Below are 17,642 nucleotides of genomic sequence, written 5' to 3'. Positions count from 1 at the left end.
TCGTGGGCACCGTTTGCGTATTGCACCTCCCCCCCCCCCTCCCTCCCCCCCCCCCCCCCCCCCCCCCCCCCCCCCCCCCCCCCCCCCCCCCCCCCCCCCCCCGCTCCCGTGTCCGGGAAGGCGGGAACCGGCGAAGAAGTCTGTACAACGTGTTGGACGAAGTCGACGCCCCGACGCTCAACCGGTCGGAGCCCGTGGTGAGTTGTCGCCCGCCGGCGCCGGATTCCGGGCGTGCTCGGGTGCGCTCCGGCTGTCTAACGTATTGACTGAGCCGGCCGGCTCAGGCCCGCCACCAGGAGTGCGACCAGCCGGCGCGCGTCGTAGCCGGGGTCGCTGTCCGCGCCGATGCAGAGATTGCCGATGCCGTGCATGAGCTGGAGGGCGTCGACGTCGGAGTGGATCTCACCGGCGGCGGAGGCGGCGTCCAGGAGGTGCGCGCACACCGGCACCAGGCGGTCCAGGAAGTAGGCGTGCAGCGTCTCGAAACGGGCCCTGTCGTTCTGCATGGCGGCCGCGAGACCGTGCTTCGTGACCAGGAAGTCGACAAAGAGATCGATCCACCGCCCCAGAGCGGCATACGGAGTGGGCCCGGCCGCCAGCAGGGCGGGACCGGCTTCGGCGCAGGCGTCGACCTGGTGGCGGTAGACGGCGATGACGAGGTCCGCGCGAGTGGGGAAGTGGCGGTAGACCGTGCCCATCCCGACACCGGCCTCGGCCGCGATGTCGCGCACCGGCGCCTCCACCCCCGAGGTGACGAACACCGCCGCGGCCGCGTCCAGCAGGGTCTGGCGGTTGCGCCGGGCGTCCCTGCGCCCGGAGCCGGCCGTGCTCCCCGTACTCCGGCCGCTGTCGTCCACCGCGACGCCCCTTCCGTGGTCATGGTGCGGAACCGTCCTGCGCGCCGTGACCGGAGCGAGGTTCCGTTTCGCCCATGATGGCAGACCTGGGGGACGGCCCGTTCATCGCCGAGGTCGAAGGAGCCGGTTCGAACCGGCGTGCACGGCGCGTCCGGTGCTCCCCGGCCGTCCCCGTTCGGACTCCGCACGCCCTACCGGCGGTCCCCGGCCCCCGTAATGATGAGCGGACCCGAAAGGGATCCAGGCGACTCCGCACACCTGCCTGCCGGCAGGTGCGTTTGCGGTGGAAGGAGTCCACATTGTTGCTTCTCATCTCCCCGGACGGCGTCGAGGAGGCCCTCGACTGCGCGAAGGCCGCGGAGCATCTCGACATCGTCGATGTCAAGAAGCCCGACGAGGGGTCGCTCGGTGCGAACTTCCCGTGGGTCATCAGGGAGATCCGTGAGGCGGTCCCGGCGGACAAGCCGGTCTCCGCGACCGTGGGAGACGTGCCGTACAAGCCCGGCACGGTGGCACAGGCGGCACTCGGCGCGGTCGTCTCGGGAGCCACGTACATCAAGGTCGGCCTCTACGGATGCACGACCCCCCAACAGGCCGTCGATGTCATGCGGGGCGTCGTCCGGGCGGTGAAGGAACACCGGCCGGACGCGTTCGTGGTCGCCTCCGGCTACGCCGACGCCCACCGGATCGGCTGCGTCAACCCGCTCGCCCTGCCCGACATCGCCCGGCTGTCCGGCTCCGACGCGGCCATGCTCGACACCGCGGTCAAGGACGGGACCCGGCTGTTCGACCACGTTCCGCCGGAGGTCTGCGCGGAGTTCGTCCGGCTGGCCCACGAGGCCGATCTGCTCGCCGCACTCGCCGGCAGCGTGCAGGCGGGCGACCTCGGCACGCTGACCCGGATCGGCACGGACATCGTGGGGGTGCGCGGGGCGGTCTGCCAGGGCGGCGACCGCGACAGCGGAAGGATTCAGCCCCGGCTGGTGGCCGACTTCCGTGCGGAGATGGACCGGCACGCCCGGGAACACCCGGCCGCCGTCGCCGCCGCGAGCTGACCCCGGCATGCCGGCGACCCACCCCCGTGGCGCGCCCGGGAAGGGCGGCGCGCGCTTCGCCGTACACGATCCGGCGACGGGTGAGATCTTCGATGAGGCCCCGGACCAGCGGCCGGAGGAGTTGGACGCCGTCGTCGGCAGGGCCCGGGAGGCATGGCGGGGATGGCGGGCCGACGCCGCCGCCCGCGCCGGCGCGCTGCGGGCCGCGGCGGACGCCGTGGAGGCGGCCGGCCCGGACCTCGCCCCCCTGCTCACGCGTGAGCAGGGCAAACCCCTGGCCGAGTCGTACGCGGAGATCGCCCGTACGGCTGCCCGGCTGCGCTACTTCGCGGAGCTGGCACCCGGTCCGGAGCCCCAGCCCATCAGGGACGGCCGGCCGGTGAGCGCCGAGATCCGCTGGCGACCGCTCGGGCCCGTCGCCGCGATCGTCCCGTGGAACTTCCCCCTCCAGCTCGCGTCGGCGAAATTCGCGCCCGCGCTCGCCGCGGGGAACACGGTGGTGCTCAAGCCCTCTCCCTTCACGCCCCTCGCCACCCGGCTCCTGGTGTCCGTCATCTCCGCCGTGCTGCCCGAGGACGTGCTGACGGTCGTCACCGGTCGTGAACCCCTCGGCGCCCGGCTCGCCGCCCACCCGGGGATCCGTCATGTGACCTTCACCGGCTCCGTTCCCACCGGACGGGCCGTCGCCGCGGGCGCGGCGGCGTCGCTCGGCCGCGTCACCCTGGAGCTGGGCGGCAATGACGCGGCCGTCCTGCTGGATGACGTCGATGTGGAGCGGATCGCGGACCGGCTGTTCTGGGCGGCGTTCCGCAACTGCGGTCAGGTCTGCATGGCGGTCAAGCGCGTCTATGCCCCGGCCCGGTTGTACTCGGACGTCGTCGAGGCCCTCGCCCGGCGCGCCAAGGCGACCGTCGTCGGACCCGGTCTCAACGCGGGTACCCGACTGGGCCCGGTCAACAACTCCCCTCAACTGGCCCGCGTCGAGCGCTACACGGCCCGTGCCCTCGCGGACGGCGCGCGGGTCGTGACCGGCGGCCACCGGCTGGACCGGCCCGGCCACTTCTACGCCCCGACGATCCTGGCGGATGTCCCGGCCGACAGCCCGGTGGTGACGGAGGAGCAGTTCGGTCCGGTCCTTCCGGTGCTGCCGTACGGGAGCGTGGACGAGGCCGTCGAGGCGGCCAACGACACCGGCTTCGGGCTCGGCGGCTCCGTGTGGGGGACCGATCCCGACCGGGCCGCGGCGGTGGCGGACCGGCTGGAGTGCGGGACGGCATGGATCAACCACCACGCCGAACTCTCCCTCGCCCAGCCCTTCGCGGGCATCAAGGAGAGCGGTGTCGGCGTCGCGGGCGGGCCCTGGGGGCTCTACGGCAACCTCCGGCCGTTCGTCGTGCACCGCCCGGAGGCGGCGTGACGGCGAGGCGGCGCACATGACGGCGGGGTCCGGCACATGAAGGTGGGGTAGCGCGCATGACGGTGGGGTCCGGCACATGACGATGAGGTTCGGCGCGGCGGTGCTGCGTGCGTACGAGAGCCGATTCGCCGTCGAGGAGGTGATCCTGCACGAGGGACCGGCCGACGGCGAGATCCTGGTCAGGATCGCCGGCTGCGGGATGTGCCGGACCGATCTCGCGGTCCGGGGCTCCGGGGGCCGCTCACCGCTGCCGGCGGTGCTCGGCCACGAGGGGTCCGGGATCGTGGCGGAGACGGGCGGCCCGCACACCGGTCTGAGCGTCGGCGACCACGTCGTGCTGAGCTTCGACTCCTGCGGGAACTGCCGGAACTGCCTGGGCGCGGCCCCCGCCTACTGCGACTCCTTCGGCTCGCTCAACCTCTTCGGAGGGCGCGAGGAGCGGGCCGCGCGGTTCACCGACGCGGCCGGGGGCGCACTGGCCCCGCGGTGGTTCGGCCAGTCCTCGTTCGCCGAGTACGCGGTGGTTCCGGCCCGCAACGCCGTCCGCGCCGACCCCTCGCTGCCCGTCGAACTGCTCGGACCGCTCGGCTGCGGCTTCCTCACCGGCGCCGGGGCGGTCTTCAACTCCTTCCGCGCCGGACCCGGCGACACGCTCGTGGTCCTCGGCGCGGGAGCGGTGGGTCTGGCGGCGGTGATGGCCGCCACCGCTTCCGGGGCGGTGACGGTCGCCGTCGACCGGCACCCCGGACGGCTCGCCCTCGCCGAACGGTTCGGCGCGGTACCGCTGCCCGCCGCGTCGGCCGGACTGCCCGGCCGTATCCGGCGGCTGACCGACGGCGGCGCGCGGTACGCGCTGGACACCACCGGCTCCGCCCCGCTGATCAACGACGCGCTGCGGGCCCTGCGCCCCACCGGACATCTCGGTCTGGTGGCACGGCTCCACTCCGCGCTGCCGATCGAACCGGGAGCGCTGGACCGGGGCCGGAGGATCTCCCACATCTGCGAGGGCGACGCGGTGCCGGGGCTGCTGATCCCACGGCTGACCGGGCTCTGGCAGGCCGGGCGGTTCCCCTTCGACGAGCTGATCCGCACGTACCCGCTCGCCGACATCAACGAGGCCGAACGCGACTGCGACGCGGGCCGCGTGATCAAACCCGTCCTGCTTCCCGGCTCGACCGGCACCGGCCGGGACAGGACGCCGACGGCGGGGCGCCCGGAGCGGCGGCCCCAGGCCTCCGCCGCGCACCGTCCCTCGCCGGTCTCTCAGCGGTGGTTCGCTCCCGCATCGGTACTCCGCACTCCCCGTGGTCCCAACTCGTCCATCCCAACTCGTCCGATGGAGGACATGTGGTCGGCACAGCGCATCTGAACACCGGTGTGGAGGGCGTGGAGGGAGGTGTCGGTCTGACCGCTCTCATGGTCGCCGCGGCACGGGCGATCGAGACCCACCGCCACGACACGCTGGCCCAGGACGTCTACGCGGAGCACTTCGTGCTCGCCGCACCCGCCTCGGCCGCCTGGCCGGTCCGTATCCAGCAGGCCGAGGGCGGGGACGCGAACCCCCTGTGGGGGCGCTTCGCGCGCTACTTCGGTCTGCGGACGAGGGTCCTCGACGACTTCCTCCTCCGGTCGGTGCGCACGAGCGGCGCCCGCCAGGTGGTGCTGCTGGGCGCGGGACTGGACTCGCGGGCGTACCGGCTCGACTGGCCCGACGGGTGTGTGGTCTTCGAGATCGACAGGGAAGGTGTGCTGGCGTTCAAGCGCCGGGTCCTCGACGGGCTGTCGGCCACCCCGGGGGCGGCGCGCGTACCCGTCCCGGTCGATCTGCGCGACGACTGGGTGGAAGCCCTGGCCGACGCCGGGTTCGACCCGGCCGCCCCGACCGTCTGGCTGGCCGAGGGGCTGCTGTTCTATCTGCCCGGCGCGGCCGAGACATATCTCATCGACACCGTCGACCGGCTGAGCGCGGGAGGCAGCGCGCTGGCGTTCGAGGTCAAACTCGAAAAGGACCTGCTGGCATACCGCGACAGCCCTCTCTACACCGCCACGGCGCGGCAGATCGGCATCGATCTGCTCGGCCTCTTCGACCGGGAACCACGGCCCGACTCCGCCGGCGCTCTGGCGGGCAGGGGCTGGACCACCTCGGTCCGCACCCCCTTCGACTTCACCCGTGAGCACGGACGCGGCCCGTTGCCCGAGGACAACGACGCGCTGGCCGGCAACCGGTGGGTCTTCGCGGAGAGACCCCGGCCGTGACGCCGCGCCCGCTCCCGTGCGATCAGCCGCGCAGGGTGGGCAGATCGGGTCCGGGTGGCTCGGTGGCGCCGAAGTCGGGCCCGCTGTAGCGCGGGCTGGTGAAGCGGGGGCGATGGGCCGCGGGCCCCTCCTCGCTCGCCGCGGGCGGTGCGAGTCCGTCGAGGTACTGGAGCAGCAGCGCCCTTATGGCGAGGCGCAGTTGCCGCCGCCAGGCCGCCCGCGCCGTCGCCAGCTCCGGCGACGCCGCCGGGTCCCGCCGGCCTCCCGGTGTCCGGTGCCGTGAGGCCGTGCGGTACAGACCGAGTACGCCACCGACGGCGGTGAGCACCCCGACGACGAGACTGACCCGGCCCGAGAGGACCAGGGTGTCGGCCGACGCCGGGGCGCTCCCCGCGAACCGCAGGCCGTGGCCCAGCAGCAGGAACACACCGGCCGCGATGAGCGCCAGGACGGGGGTGAGGACCGCCAGGACCGGCAACAGGCCCGCGCCGTCGACCTGTTGGCGGCCCGGTCCGGACAGGGACGGTACGGGCGGCGCCCCGCCGGTCCGCTGCCGCAGCGCGACGTACGACCGGTACTCCGGTTCGACGGCCGACACCACTCGCGGTCCGGCGGCAAGTCCCCAAACGCGCAGCCGGCTCGCCTTCACACCGGCCCGTTCCAGCCGCCGCTGTATCTCGGCCGAGCCGATGACATCGTCCAGAGCCTCGGTGTAATCGGCTCTGTCCGCGTCCTGGAGCCGTGATGATCCGTCCATGGCACCCCCGAGTCGTGGTGGTTCCCCGGTGTTCCCCCGTGCTTCCCGGCGCTCCCGCGCGCCGGGCGCGCCGTCAGAGGTGCGACGCGACGGCGGGCATCAGGTCCTGGAAGGTGCGGCCCTCGGCAGGGGCGCCGATGGCCGTCATCTGCCAACCGCCGCCGGAGCGCCGCACCTTGGCCATGATCTGCGCGGTGTGCCGCCCGCCACCGGTCAGGGTGTAGCGCGCCAGCTCCTGCCCGGTGGTCTCGTCGACCAGGCGGCAGAAGGCGTTTTCGACCTCTTCGAAGGTCTGGCCGGTGAACGAGTTGACGGTGAACACGATCTGGTCGACGTGCACGGGCACGCGTTGCAGGTCCACGACGATCGACTCGTCGTCCCCGCCCTGGCCGGCCCCGCCGACCCGGTTGTCGCCGGTGTGCCGGACCGAACCGTCGTCGCTGTTCAGGTGCTGGAAGAAGACGACGTCCTGCGCCTCCTGCCCGGCGAAGAGGACCGCCGACGCGTCCAGGTCGATCTCACGGGCGGTCATACGGGCGAAGAAGCCCTTGCGGGGCGCGGACTTCCAGCCGAGTCCCATCCGTACGACGGTGAGTTCACCGCCGCCGGACTTGGTGAGGCTGATCTGCTGGCCCTTGGAAAGGTTGACGCTCATGGTTCGTTCCGCTCTCTGCGGGGGACGGTGGCCGTCCGGTCGGAGCCGGCGGGGGCCGGCCGATGACATGGGGGATCAGAGGTTGACGCCGAAGTCCCTGACGATGCCGCTCAACCCGGAGGCGTAGCCCTGTCCGACCGCGCGGAACTTCCACTCCCCGCCGTGCCGGTACAGCTCGCCGAAGACCATCGCGGTCTCCGTGGACGCGTCCTCGCTCAGGTCGTAGCGCGCGATCTCCGCCCCGCCCGCCTGATTGACGACGCGGATGTACGCGTTGCGTACCTGGCCGAAGCTCTGGCCCCGGGCGTCCGCGTCGTGGATCGACACCGGGAAGACGATCTTCGCGACACCGGCGGGTACGGCGGCGAGGTCGACCTTCACGATCTCGTCGTCGCCCTCGCCCTCGCCGGTGAGGTTGTCGCCGGTGTGCTCGACGGAGCCGTCCGGGCTCCTCAGGTTGTTGTAGAAGACGAAGTGCTGGTCGGAGAGCACCTTGCCGGCCTGGTCGCAGAGCAGCGCGCTCGCGTCCAGGTCGTGGTCGGCGCCGGTGGTGGTCCGGACGTCCCAGCCGAGGCCGACAAGGACCGCGGTCAGGCCGGGGGCCTCCTTGCTCAGCGAGACATTTCCGCCTTTGCCGAGGCTCACACCCATCGCGTTTCCCACTCTCCACTCGTCGTGTTCCGGACGGCGACCGTCCGGTGGACGGTGCCGCTCCCTGAAATCTACAACACTGTAGAGATGGGATGCTGCGGGATCCGCCGCGATCGGCGAGAGTGGAGCGTCTCGCGGACCTGCGGGCATGGCGCCCGGGGTCGCTGTGGGGCAGCCGGAATCGGGAAGGGGATCACATCGTGGCCGGAGAGCGGGATGATCACGGGCAGCCACCGCGTGCCCGGAGGCGGGGGCAGGGGGAGCTCGAAGCGCTGGTGCTGTCGGTGCTCGGGGACGCCACCACACCGGTGCCCGTCGGCTGGGTCCAGCGGCGGCTGGGGGAGGACCTCTCGTACAGCACGGTCATCACGATCCTGACGCGTCTGCACGAGAAGAAGGCCGTGACCCGCACCGGCCCGGGGCGGCCCGTCCTGTGGCAGTCGGTCGCGGTGGACGAGGCCGATCTCACCGCGCTGAGCATGCGGCGGCTGCTCGACCGGCAGGACAACCGCGACGCCGTGCTGTCCAGCTTCGTGTCCGCCCTCTCCTCCGACGACGAGGACCTTCTGAGGTCCCTGCTGAACGACGCCGGGCCCGGCTCACCCGCCGCGCCGACCGCCGAACCGGACGAATGATCCATGGGCGTCTTCGTCTTCCTGCCGCTGGTGCTCCCGCTGACCGCGCTGCCCATCGCACGCCTGGCCGAGCGGCATCTGCACCCGCGCCGGGCCGCCCGGCTGCTGACGGCGGTCGCGGTGATCCTCGCCTCGTGCAGCACCCTGTGCCTGGGACTGCTGGTGGTCGTCGGCACCGCGCAACTGCCCGGCAACCCGCTGCCCGACGGCTGGTCGGACCCCGAGGTGCGCGAGGCCGTGCCGCACGACCAGTTCTTCGGCAAGGCGGCCATCCTCGCCCTGCTCGTGGTGGCGACGGCGTGCGCGTACGCCGTGCTGCGGCACCACCGCTTCCACGCGCTCGCGCATCGCACGCTCGACTCGGGTCCGGACCGGTCCGAGGTCGCGGTCCTGCGTGACGCCTCCCCGTACGCGTACGCCCTGCCCGGCGCTCCGGGCCGGATCGTGGTGTCCACCGGCATGCTGGCCTGTCTCGATCCGGCGGAGCGCGAGGCGCTGTTCGCGCACGAGCGCGCGCACCTCGCGGGCCGCCACCACCGGCTGCTGCTCGCGGTCCGGCTCGCGGGCTGCGCCAACCCGCTGCTGCGTCCTCTGATGTCCGCCGTCGCCTACAGCACCGAACGCTGGGCGGACGAGGAGGCGGCCCGGGTGACGGGTGACCGGCGCACCGCCGCACGGGCCGTCGGCAAGGCGGCGCTCGTCTCCCGGCGCGCCTCCGCGCCGCCCCTGCCGGCGTTCGCCGCCGGGCCGGTCCCGCGCAGGGTGGCCGCGCTGCTGGGCCCCGTGCCGCCGGACCGGCGGTGGCCGCCGGCGCTCACCCCGACCGGCGTCGCGGCCTACGTCGCCGCGGCGGGTACGGCCCTCTCCGCCCTCTCCGCCCTCAACGCCGCGATCGCGCTCTTCCTCGTACTCGAAGCGGCCACCCCGCTGTAGGGCCCGCCGTCCCGGCCGCCCCGCCCGGTGGCCGAGGCGGACGCGGGGCCTCCTCTACAGCTATGTAGAGTTCACCTGGTGTGATTCGGTCCGGCGACGGGGCGGACCGAACCGCACGCCGAACGCGGAAGGAACGACATGGGTGGGGAACGCAGGAAGCCACGGCGGCGCGCGGCGCGCGGCGCCGCCGGAGAGCCGCCCGCGCGGCTGACCAGGCGGGGAAAGCTCCTCGTACGCGGCGGCGCGGTGCTGGCCGTCCTGCTGGTCGTCGCCGGCGGGACCGGCCTCTGGGCGTACCGGAGCCTGGACGGGAACATCCACTCCGCGGACATCGACGGCAGACTCGGCGGCGAGCGGCCGGCCAACACCAGCCCGGGATCGAAGAACATCCTCGTGGTCGGTTCGGACTCGCGCGACGGCGACAACGGCAAGTACGGCAAGGGCCTGACGACCATGCAGTCGGACACCCTGATGGTCATGCACGTGGCGGCCGACCGCGAGTGGGCGACCGTGGTCTCCCTGCCCCGCGACTCCTGGGTGCGGATACCGGCCTGCGACCGTGGCGACGGCACCGAGTCGAAAGAGCACCAGTTCAAGATCAACGAGGCGTTCGCGGTCGGTGGCACCGGCGGTGAGGTCGCCGGAGCGGCGGCCTGCACCATCAAGACGGTCGAGGAGAACACCGGCCTGCGCATCGACCACTTCATGTCGGTGGATTTCCAGGGGTTCAAGGGCATGGTGAACGCCCTCGACGGCATAGAGGTGTGCCCCGAGACCGCGATCCGCGACAAGAAGGCACATCTCGACCTGGCGGCGGGATGCCAGACGGTCAAGGGTGAGAAGGCACTCGGCTACGTCCGGACCCGCTACAGCGTGGGAGACGGCTCCGACATCGGACGCATAGGCCGGCAGCAGGAGTTCATGGAGGCGCTCGCGGCCAAGGCGCAGGAGAAGCTGACCAGTCCGACGGCCCTGTACGGCTTCCTCGACTCGGCCACCGAGTCGCTGACCACGGACAGGGAACTGGCCGGGATCAAGCCCCTGACCGCACTCGCCTCCGAACTCAAGGCCATCCCGAGCGACCGCCTCACCTTCCTGACCGTGCCCAACTACCCGCGCGAGGCCGATGTCCCGTCCGACAAGGCCAATGTCGTCTGGCAGTACCCGCAGGCGGCTGATCTGTTCGCCTCGCTGGCCGAGGACCGCGAGGTCGACAAGAAGTCCGTCGAGGCCGGCGGCGAGGACCCGCTCTACGCGACGGCGGTCCGGGTCCGCGTACTCAACGCGACGGGCAGGGCCGGCGAGGCGGCCAGGGCCGCCGACCTCCTGCGCGCGGTCGGCTTCACCGTCGTGGGGACCGGCAACGCGCCCCGCGACAGCGACGACACGTCGGTCAGCTTCCCCGGCGGTCTGGAACGGCAGGCACGGGCGCTCGCCTCCCGGCTGCCAGGAACGAAACCGTCCGAGGACAGCGGTGCCACCCCCGGTGAAGTGACCCTGACCGTCGGCGGCGACTTCGACGGTGTCCGCTGAACACGACCGTGCCCGAACCGATCCCGTCCGTCCCCGGATCGACCGACCGACCGACAGAAAGCTGTGGTCCCGTCATGGATGAACCCCCCGGCGCAGGCGTCGCCGTCGCCGTTCCTGCCACCCCCTCGGCGGGCGTGAGCCACGGGCCGGAGGTGTCGCGATGACCGCGGTGCTCCTGCTGCTCCTCGCCCTGGCGCTCACCCTCGCCTGCGCCGTCTTCGTGGCCGCCGAGTTCGCCCTGACCACGGTCGAACGCGATGAGCTGGAGCGCGCGGCCGAGGCGGGGGAGCGGGGCGCCGGCAGTGCGCTGAAGGCCGCGAAACGGCTCACGTTCCAGCTCTCCGGCGCCCAGCTCGGCATCACCGTCACCTCGTTGATCATCGGCATGCTGGCGGAGCCCTCCCTGTCCGTGCTGCTGCGCGGCCCGCTGGAGGCCATCGGCCTGCCGCCGGGCGGTGTCCCGACCGCCGCCACCGTGCTCGGCGTCGCGGCGTCCACCGTGATGCTCATGGTGATCGGCGAGCTGGTACCGAAGAACTGGGCGATCGCCAGCCCCCTGGCCGTCGCGAAGGTGGTGGCCGCCCCGCAGCGGGGTTTCACCGCCTGCTTCGCCCCGCTGATCCGGCATCTGAACAACACCGCGAACCGGGTCGTACGCCGGATCGGCCTGGAACCCGCCGAGGAGCTGGCCTCGGCCCGTACGCCGGAGGAACTCGTCGCGCTCGTACGGCACTCCGCCCGTGAGGGCGCCATCGAGAAGGACTCCGCCGAACTGTTCGTCCGCACCCTCCACCTGGGCGAGCTGACCGCCGAGAACGTCATGACCCCGCGCGTCGACATGCGGGTCCTGGAGGCCGCGGCCACCGCCGCCGACGCCGCGAACCTGGCGCTGGCGACCGGACTGTCCTGTTTCCCCGTCCACCGCGACGGCCTGGACGAGATCATCGGCACCGTCCACATCCGTGACGTACTGGCCCTGGACGAAGCGGTACGGGGCGAGACCCCGGTCACCGCACTGGTGACCGAACCGCTGCGCGTGCCCGACTCCCTCCCGGTGGACCGGCTGCTGCGACGGCTCAGGCAGAGCCGCGCGATGGCCGTCGTCGTCGACGAGTACGGCGGCACCGCGGGCATCGCCACCGTGGAGGACATCGTGGAGGAGGTGATCGGCGAGGTCCGCGACGAGCACGACATCCACGAGCGCCCCGACCTGATCGAGCGCGAACCGGCCGCGGACGGCCGCGCCGTCTGGGAGGCGGACGGCCGCGTACGGCTGGACGAGCTCGGGCGCATCGGGTTCGAGGCCCCCGAGGGCTCCTACGAGACCCTCGCCGGTCTGATCGCCGACCGGCTGGAACGCATCCCCACGCTCCAGGACCGGCTCGACGTCGGAGGATGGCAGCTCGCCGTGCTCCACATCGAGCACCACCGCGCGGACCGTGTCCGCGTCACCGCCCCCGAGCCGCCGTCCCCGGCTTCACCGAACGACACGGAGCCGTCATGACAGCCCTTCAGCTGGCCATCGGTGCCTTCACCCTGCTCACCAACGCCTTCTTCGTCGGGGCCGAGTTCGCCCTGATCTCCGTACGCCGCAGCCAGATCGAACCGGCCGCGCTCAAGGGCAACACCCGCGCCAGGAACACCCTGTGGGGGCTGGAGCACCTCTCGGCGGCGATGGCCACCGCGCAGCTCGGCATCACCATCTCCTCACTCGTCCTCGGCGCGGTGGCGGAGCCCGCCATCGCCCATCTCCTGGAACCGCCCTTCGAGGCCATCGGTGTGCCGGACGCCCTGGTCCACCCCATCGCCTTCGTGATCGCGCTGACCCTGGCGACCTATCTGCACATGCTGATCGGCGAGATGATCCCGAAGAACATCGCGCTCGCCGCCCCGGCACGGACCGCGCTGATCCTCGGCCCGTCGCTCGTCGCCCTGACCCGTGGCCTGCGGCCGGTCATCTTCGGCATCAACGCCTTCGCGAACGTGCTGCTGCGGCTGATGAAGGTCGAACCGAAGGACGAGGTCGCCTCGGTCTTCACCGACGACGAACTCGTACGGATGGTCAAGGGCTCCAGCGACGCCGGCCTGATCGAACCGGCCGACGGCGAGCGGCTGCGCGACGCCCTCGAACTCGGCAGCCGGCCCGTGGGAGAGGTGATGGTGTCCCTCGCCGAGACGGTGACGGTGCGGCACGACGTCACCCCTCGTCTCCTGGAAGACACCGCCGTCACCTCGGGGTTCTCCCGGCTGCCGGTCACCGGGCCGGAGGGCGGGGTACGGGGGTATCTGCACATCAAGGACACCCTCGGGGTGACGGAACGCGATCTGCCGCTGCCCGCCACCGCCCTGCGCCCCGTGGTCCGCGTCGAGACGGACACGCCCCTGGACGACGCGATGACGGCGATGCGGTCCGCGGGGACCCATCTCGCCGCCGTGGCCGGGGAGACGGGCGACATCGTCGGCTTCGTCACCATGGAGGACCTCCTCGAAGAACTCGTCGGCCCCGCGACGAGCGACGACTGACCACGCGTCCGGTGATCGCCGAGCGGGTGATCACCGGACCACCCGAGAGCCCGCACGAACCCCCGAGAGAAGAAGCGACAAAGCGATGTCCGAACGGACCGCCCACTTACAGTCCGTCCTGGCGGTCCGTACGCGCCGCGTGACCGGGTCGACCCCGTTCACCGTCGCCGTCTTCGGACTCATCATCGGCAACGCCGTCCTGCTGGGAGCCGAGACCTACACCGGAGCCGTGGAGCGGTGGCACGGCACCCTGAAGACGGCCGAACACGTCTTCCTCGCGGCCTTCACCGCGGAGATCGTGCTGCGCGCCGCGGCCTGTGCCGACCGCCCCCGGGAGTTCTTCCGCGATCCGTGGAACCTCTTCGACCTCGCGGTGGTGGGCCTCGCCTTCATGCCCTTCGCACGCGAGAACGCGACCGTGCTGCGGTTGCTGCGCCTGGCACGGGTGGTGCGCGCGGCCCGCTTCCTGCCCCAGCTGCGCATCGTCATCGTGGCTGTCGGCAAGAGCCTGCCGGGGACGCTGAGTTTCGTACTCGTCGGGGCCCTGCTCCTCTACGTCTACGCGATGATCGGCTGGGTCTTCTTCGCCCCCGAGGACCCCGAGCACTACGGCTCACTGGGCCGCGCTGCGCTCACCCTGTTCCTCCTGATCACCCTGGACGGCCTCGGCGACGCGGTACGGGCGGGCCTGGAGATCTCCCGCTGGACGATCCTGTACTTCGCCTCCTTCGTCCTGCTCGGCTCGTTCCTCCTGGTGAACCTGCTCATCGGCGTCGTCATCAACTCCCTCCAGGAGGCACGGGAGATGGAGGCCGGGACGGAGACAGAGACGGAGACGGGGCCGGAGCGGCGCGGCGGCGCCGCCGACCCGCTGCACGACATCCGGGAACAGATCGCCGCCGCGAGACGGGCACTGGACACCATCGAGGCCCAGCTCGCCCACGCCCGCGCCGAAGCGAACCGGCAGGGCGCGACGGGCCCGGCCGGTGAGCCGCCACCTGCCGACAGCACGCGTGCCCGAGCCGTCTGGTAAGACCGCCCGGGGCGCCGCGTCGGGGGCCGCGCGGCCGTCCCGCGCTCCCCGGGGATGTCCGCCGCAGCGTGTCTGACGCTCCGTCAGATCCGGGCCGGCAGACCGGACAGCCGCCGGACCCGCCCGTCCCGGGAGCGGATGCTGCCCGGCTCCGGCCCCGGGCCCGCGCCGTACACGGCGTCGCCGTGCCGGTCGAGCCACCGTCCGACCTCGCGCAGCCGCTGGCGTGCGGGGGCCGGTACGTCGCCGGACTGCGTGGGACCGACGTTCAGCAGCAGGTTGGAGTCGGCGGCCACACAGTCCAGCAGGGTGCGGACGATCCGGTCCGGGTCCTTGTACGCCGTGTCATGGGGCTCGTAGCCCCAGCTGTGGTTCATCGTCAGACAGGTCTCGCGGGGCACCGCGAGTGCCGGGGTTGGGTTGAGCCCCGAGGTGTTCTCGCCGGGCAGGTCGTTCTCGAAGCCCTGGACGTCCTCGCCGGGCTGGAGGCCGTCCTTGCGGTTGTTCAGGAGCACGGCGTCCGGCTGGAGGCGGTGGACGAGGTCGTACAGCTCCGGATAGCGCCACGGCCGGTCGGTGGTGAACCAGCCGGGGTGTTCCCCGGCCACCGGTGAGTTGGGCCAGTCGCCGTCGAACCAGATCTGCGCGATCTCCCCGTACCCCGTGCAGAGCTCCTCGACCTGTCCGAAGAGGAAGGCGAGATAGTCCTCCCAGCCGGACGGGTCGAGGTAGCCGGGGTGGTGCCAGTCGACGAGCGAGACGTAGAAGCCCAGCTTGACGCTGCCGGATTCCCGGCAGGCGTCGGCGAGTTCGGCGATCGGGTCGCGCCGGAACGGAGAGTTGGTGATCCTGAAGTCGGACAGTCGTGTGTCGTACATGGAGAAGCCGTCGTGGTGACGGCTGGTGATGGTGAGATAGCGCTGGCCCGCCGCCTCGGCGAGGGCCACGAGCTCCCTCGCGTCGAAGGCCGCGGGGTTGAACAGCCTGGCCAGCGGCGCGTACTCCGCCGCCGGAATCCGCGCGACGACCTGCTCCCACTCGCCGCGGCCGATCATCGAGTACAGGCCCCAGTGGACGAACATGCCGAACCGGTCCTCGCGGTAGCGGGCCAGTCCCCGGGGGCTCGCTTGCAGGGGCGCCTCCGTGCCCCGCGCGGCCCGCCGGACGGCCGGGCCCCGGACGGCACGTCCGTGGTCTTCCTCGGTGTCTTCCACGGTTCCCGACCCTATGCCCCGTGCGATCGGGCACCGCGCCCGCCGTACGCCGCCGAGGTGGCCGTGCTCCGGGAGTCCGCGCACGATGAGTTTCTCCGTGGTCCGCAGTCATGTCCCCCGTACACGATCAGCCGCCTTGAAGGAGCGCACCATGTCCGCTGTCTACACGTTCGACGTCTTCTCCAGCCTCGACGGCTACGGCGCCGCCGGCGGTGACTGGACCGGCTACTGGGGCAAGCAGGGGCCCGAACTCCTCGACCACCGCCTCGCCCTGTACGGCGAGGACCAGCGGATGGTGTTCGGGGCCAACACCTATCGGCTGTTCACCCGGATGCTGGCCGGGAGCACCGAGGAGTCCGATGTGCGTGATCCGTGGGTCACGCGGATGAGGAACCTTCCGGCGACGGTGGTGTCGACCACCCTGGAAGGGCCCCTCGACTGGCCGGACGCGAGCGTCGCCCGCGGGGACGCCGTCGATGTCGTCGCACGGCTCAAGGAGGAGTCCCCGGTCCCGTTGCGCTCGCACGGCAGCCTGTCGATGAACCGGGCGCTGCTGGCCGCCGGTCTGGTCGACCGCGTCCAGGTGACGATCTTCCCCGTGATCACCGGCAGGACCGGGCTTGACCCGGTCTTCCGCGGCGCGGCCGACTTCGACCTCGAACTGATCGGTCACCGGACGCTCGACAGCCACATCCAGGAGGCCGTCTACCGGCCCACCCCCCACCCCTGATCCGCGTCCGGGCCGCGACGAGCCGCTACGGGCCGCGGTCGGCGACGGCGCGGCGGACCCGGAAGGCCGCGGCTCCGGCCGCCAGTACCGCGGCTCCCGCAACGACCGAGACCGGGGGCAGGGCGAAGGCGAGCACCAGGCACCCGGCCAGCCCGACAGCGGGCACGACGCGCGCGGGGCGGCCCTCGTCCGGGGTGAGGGTCCAGGCGGAGGCGTTCGCGACGGCGTAGTAGGCCAGCACCCCGAAGGACGAGAAGCCGATCGCCCCGCGCAGGTCCGCTGTCGCGGCGACGACCGCCACCACGGCACCGACCGCGAGCTCGGCCCGGTGCGGGACCCCGAAGCGTGGGTGCACGGCGGCCAGGGCGTGCGGCAGGTGCCGGTCACGGGCCATCGCGAGCGTCGTACGCGAGACACCGAGGATCAGCGCCAGCAGCGAGCCGAGCGCGGCGACCGCCGCCCCGGCCGTCACCACCGGCACCAGTTGGCCGGCCCCCGCGGCGCGGACCACTTCCGACAGCGGCGCGCCGGCCCCGGACAGCCCTCGCGGGCCCAGCACCGCCAGGGCGGCGACGGCGACGACGGCGTAGACGGCGAGCGTGACGCCGAGCGCGACCGGTACCGCCCTGGGGATGGTGCGGGCCGGATCACGGACCTCCTCGCCGAGGGTGGCGATCCGCGCGTACCCGGCGAAGGCGAAGAACAGCAGCCCCGCCGCCTGGAGCACGCCGCCGGCGGTGGCGTCCCCGCCGACGGCCAGCCGGCCCGTGTCCGCGGCGCCCGACGTGAAGGCGACGACGGCCACCGCCGCGAGCACCGCGAGGACGACGGCCACGATCACCCGGGTGAGCAGCGCGGACTTCCGCACCCCCGCGTAGTTCACGGCGGTCAGCGCCACCACCGCCGCGACCGCCACCGCCCGCGCCTGATCCGGCCACACGTACGAGCCGACGGTGAGGGCCATGGCCGCGCAGGAGGCGGTCTTGCCGACGACGAAGCTCCATCCGGCCAGATGGCCCCAGAAGGCACCGAGCCGCTCGCGCCCGTACACATAGGTGCCGCCCGACTCCGGGTAGCGGGCCGCGAGCCGGGCGGACGAGGTGGCGTTGCAGTACGCCACCACCGCGGCCAGGACCAGGCCGAGCAGCAGTCCGGAGCCGGCGGCGTGCGCGGCCGGAGCGAGGGCGGCGAAGATCCCCGCGCCGATCATCGACCCCAGGCCGATCGTCACGGCGTCGGACAGTCCCAGCCGCCGCTCCAACCCGTCGGGGCGGCCCGCGCCGTTCGACGCCTCGCTCATCGGCCCTCTCTCCGGTTCCGGTCCCGCGCACGGCTCTCGATACCGGCAGACGTTATACAACCCGTGGTGCCCGTCCCCCGGCCGGCCGATGAA

Annotated in this window: 16 protein-coding genes and 1 pseudogene; 11 read left to right on the top strand and 6 right to left on the bottom strand. The window is 72.6% G+C overall.

All coding sequences use genetic code 11. The annotated features are described in order from the left end of the window. Positions 1–254: 254 nt before the first annotated feature. The gene (locus ACZ61E_RS22415; protein WP_469701606.1) at positions 255–857 is read right to left on the bottom strand and encodes a TetR/AcrR family transcriptional regulator; all 603 of its coding nucleotides are present in this window, start codon (positions 855–857) and stop codon (positions 255–257) included. A 299-nt stretch (positions 858–1,156) separates the two neighbouring features. On the opposite strand from ACZ61E_RS22415, the gene ACZ61E_RS22410 reads away from it, so the two are divergent. The 4 genes and pseudogenes from ACZ61E_RS22410 (at position 1,157) to ACZ61E_RS22395 (ending at position 5,585) form a co-directional block, all read left to right on the top strand. Next, on the top strand, positions 1,157–1,912 hold the full coding sequence (locus ACZ61E_RS22410) for a (5-formylfuran-3-yl)methyl phosphate synthase (protein ID WP_469701605.1): 756 nt from the start codon (positions 1,157–1,159) through the stop codon (positions 1,910–1,912). Between the two features lie 7 nt (positions 1,913–1,919). After that, positions 1,920–3,329, top strand: coding sequence for an aldehyde dehydrogenase family protein (locus ACZ61E_RS22405; RefSeq protein ID WP_469701604.1), 1,410 nt, complete (start codon positions 1,920–1,922; stop codon positions 3,327–3,329). 82 nt (positions 3,330–3,411) lie between these two features. Next, positions 3,412–4,497, top strand: a pseudogene (locus ACZ61E_RS22400) (NAD(P)-dependent alcohol dehydrogenase); the annotation flags it as partial. 179 nt (positions 4,498–4,676) lie between these two features. Further along, positions 4,677–5,585: a class I SAM-dependent methyltransferase gene (locus ACZ61E_RS22395; protein WP_469701603.1), complete on the top strand. Its 909-nt coding sequence runs from the start codon at positions 4,677–4,679 to the stop codon at positions 5,583–5,585. Between the two features lie 22 nt (positions 5,586–5,607). Here ACZ61E_RS22395 and ACZ61E_RS22390 read toward each other — a convergent pair whose 3' ends face one another. The 3 genes from ACZ61E_RS22390 to ACZ61E_RS22380 form a co-directional block, all read right to left on the bottom strand. Next, on the bottom strand, positions 5,608–6,342 hold the full coding sequence (locus ACZ61E_RS22390; RefSeq protein WP_469701602.1) for a hypothetical protein: 735 nt from the start codon (positions 6,340–6,342) through the stop codon (positions 5,608–5,610). Between the two features lie 73 nt (positions 6,343–6,415). After that, positions 6,416–6,997, bottom strand: coding sequence for a TerD family protein (locus tag ACZ61E_RS22385; RefSeq protein ID WP_469701601.1), 582 nt, complete (start codon positions 6,995–6,997; stop codon positions 6,416–6,418). Between the two features lie 75 nt (positions 6,998–7,072). Beyond that, positions 7,073–7,648, bottom strand: coding sequence for a TerD family protein (locus tag ACZ61E_RS22380; protein ID WP_469701600.1), 576 nt, complete (start codon positions 7,646–7,648; stop codon positions 7,073–7,075). 200 nt (positions 7,649–7,848) lie between these two features. Between ACZ61E_RS22380 and ACZ61E_RS22375 the strand changes: the two genes are divergently transcribed. The 6 genes from ACZ61E_RS22375 (at position 7,849) to ACZ61E_RS22350 (ending at position 14,305) form a co-directional block, all read left to right on the top strand. Then, positions 7,849–8,283 (top strand): BlaI/MecI/CopY family transcriptional regulator, encoded by a 435-nt coding sequence (locus ACZ61E_RS22375; protein ID WP_469701599.1) that lies wholly within the window; start codon positions 7,849–7,851, stop codon positions 8,281–8,283. A gap of 3 nt (positions 8,284–8,286) precedes the next feature. Then, the gene (locus tag ACZ61E_RS22370; protein WP_469701598.1) at positions 8,287–9,216 is read left to right on the top strand and encodes a M56 family metallopeptidase; all 930 of its coding nucleotides are present in this window, start codon (positions 8,287–8,289) and stop codon (positions 9,214–9,216) included. 138 nt (positions 9,217–9,354) lie between these two features. Next, positions 9,355–10,749 carry an LCP family protein gene (locus ACZ61E_RS22365; RefSeq protein WP_469701597.1) on the top strand — a complete coding sequence of 465 codons (1,395 nt, stop codon included), beginning with the start codon at positions 9,355–9,357 and terminating at the stop codon, positions 10,747–10,749. A gap of 160 nt (positions 10,750–10,909) precedes the next feature. Continuing rightward, entirely contained in the window at positions 10,910–12,253 is a 1,344-nt protein-coding gene (locus tag ACZ61E_RS22360; protein WP_469701596.1) for a hemolysin family protein, read from the top strand. Next, on the top strand, positions 12,250–13,272 hold the full coding sequence (locus ACZ61E_RS22355) for a hemolysin family protein (RefSeq protein WP_469701595.1): 1,023 nt from the start codon (positions 12,250–12,252) through the stop codon (positions 13,270–13,272). Before ACZ61E_RS22360 ends, ACZ61E_RS22355 begins: the two co-directional genes overlap by 4 nt. 85 nt (positions 13,273–13,357) lie before the next feature. After that, a complete protein-coding gene (locus tag ACZ61E_RS22350; RefSeq protein WP_469701594.1) occupies positions 13,358–14,305 on the top strand; it encodes an ion transporter in 948 nt (315 codons plus the stop codon). A gap of 83 nt (positions 14,306–14,388) precedes the next feature. Here the strand turns inward: ACZ61E_RS22350 and ACZ61E_RS22345 are convergent, their stop codons facing one another. After that, positions 14,389–15,519, bottom strand: coding sequence for an alpha-L-fucosidase (locus tag ACZ61E_RS22345; RefSeq protein ID WP_469701593.1), 1,131 nt, complete (start codon positions 15,517–15,519; stop codon positions 14,389–14,391). Positions 15,520–15,670: 151 nt separating this feature from the next. Here ACZ61E_RS22345 and ACZ61E_RS22340 point away from each other — a divergent pair, with 151 nt between their 5' ends. Next, on the top strand, positions 15,671–16,249 hold the full coding sequence (locus ACZ61E_RS22340; RefSeq protein ID WP_469701592.1) for a dihydrofolate reductase family protein: 579 nt from the start codon (positions 15,671–15,673) through the stop codon (positions 16,247–16,249). A 25-nt stretch (positions 16,250–16,274) separates the two neighbouring features. Here the strand turns inward: ACZ61E_RS22340 and ACZ61E_RS22335 are convergent, their stop codons facing one another. Next, positions 16,275–17,549, bottom strand: a complete 1,275-nt coding sequence (locus tag ACZ61E_RS22335; RefSeq protein WP_469701591.1) for an APC family permease — start codon at positions 17,547–17,549, stop codon at positions 16,275–16,277. Between the last annotated feature and the right edge of the window lie 93 nt (positions 17,550–17,642).

Source organism: Streptomyces sp. NPDC104581 (assembly GCF_055583685.1).
The sequence above is the reverse complement of the archived record's forward strand: the minus strand, read 5'-3'. Positions and strand labels throughout refer to the sequence as shown.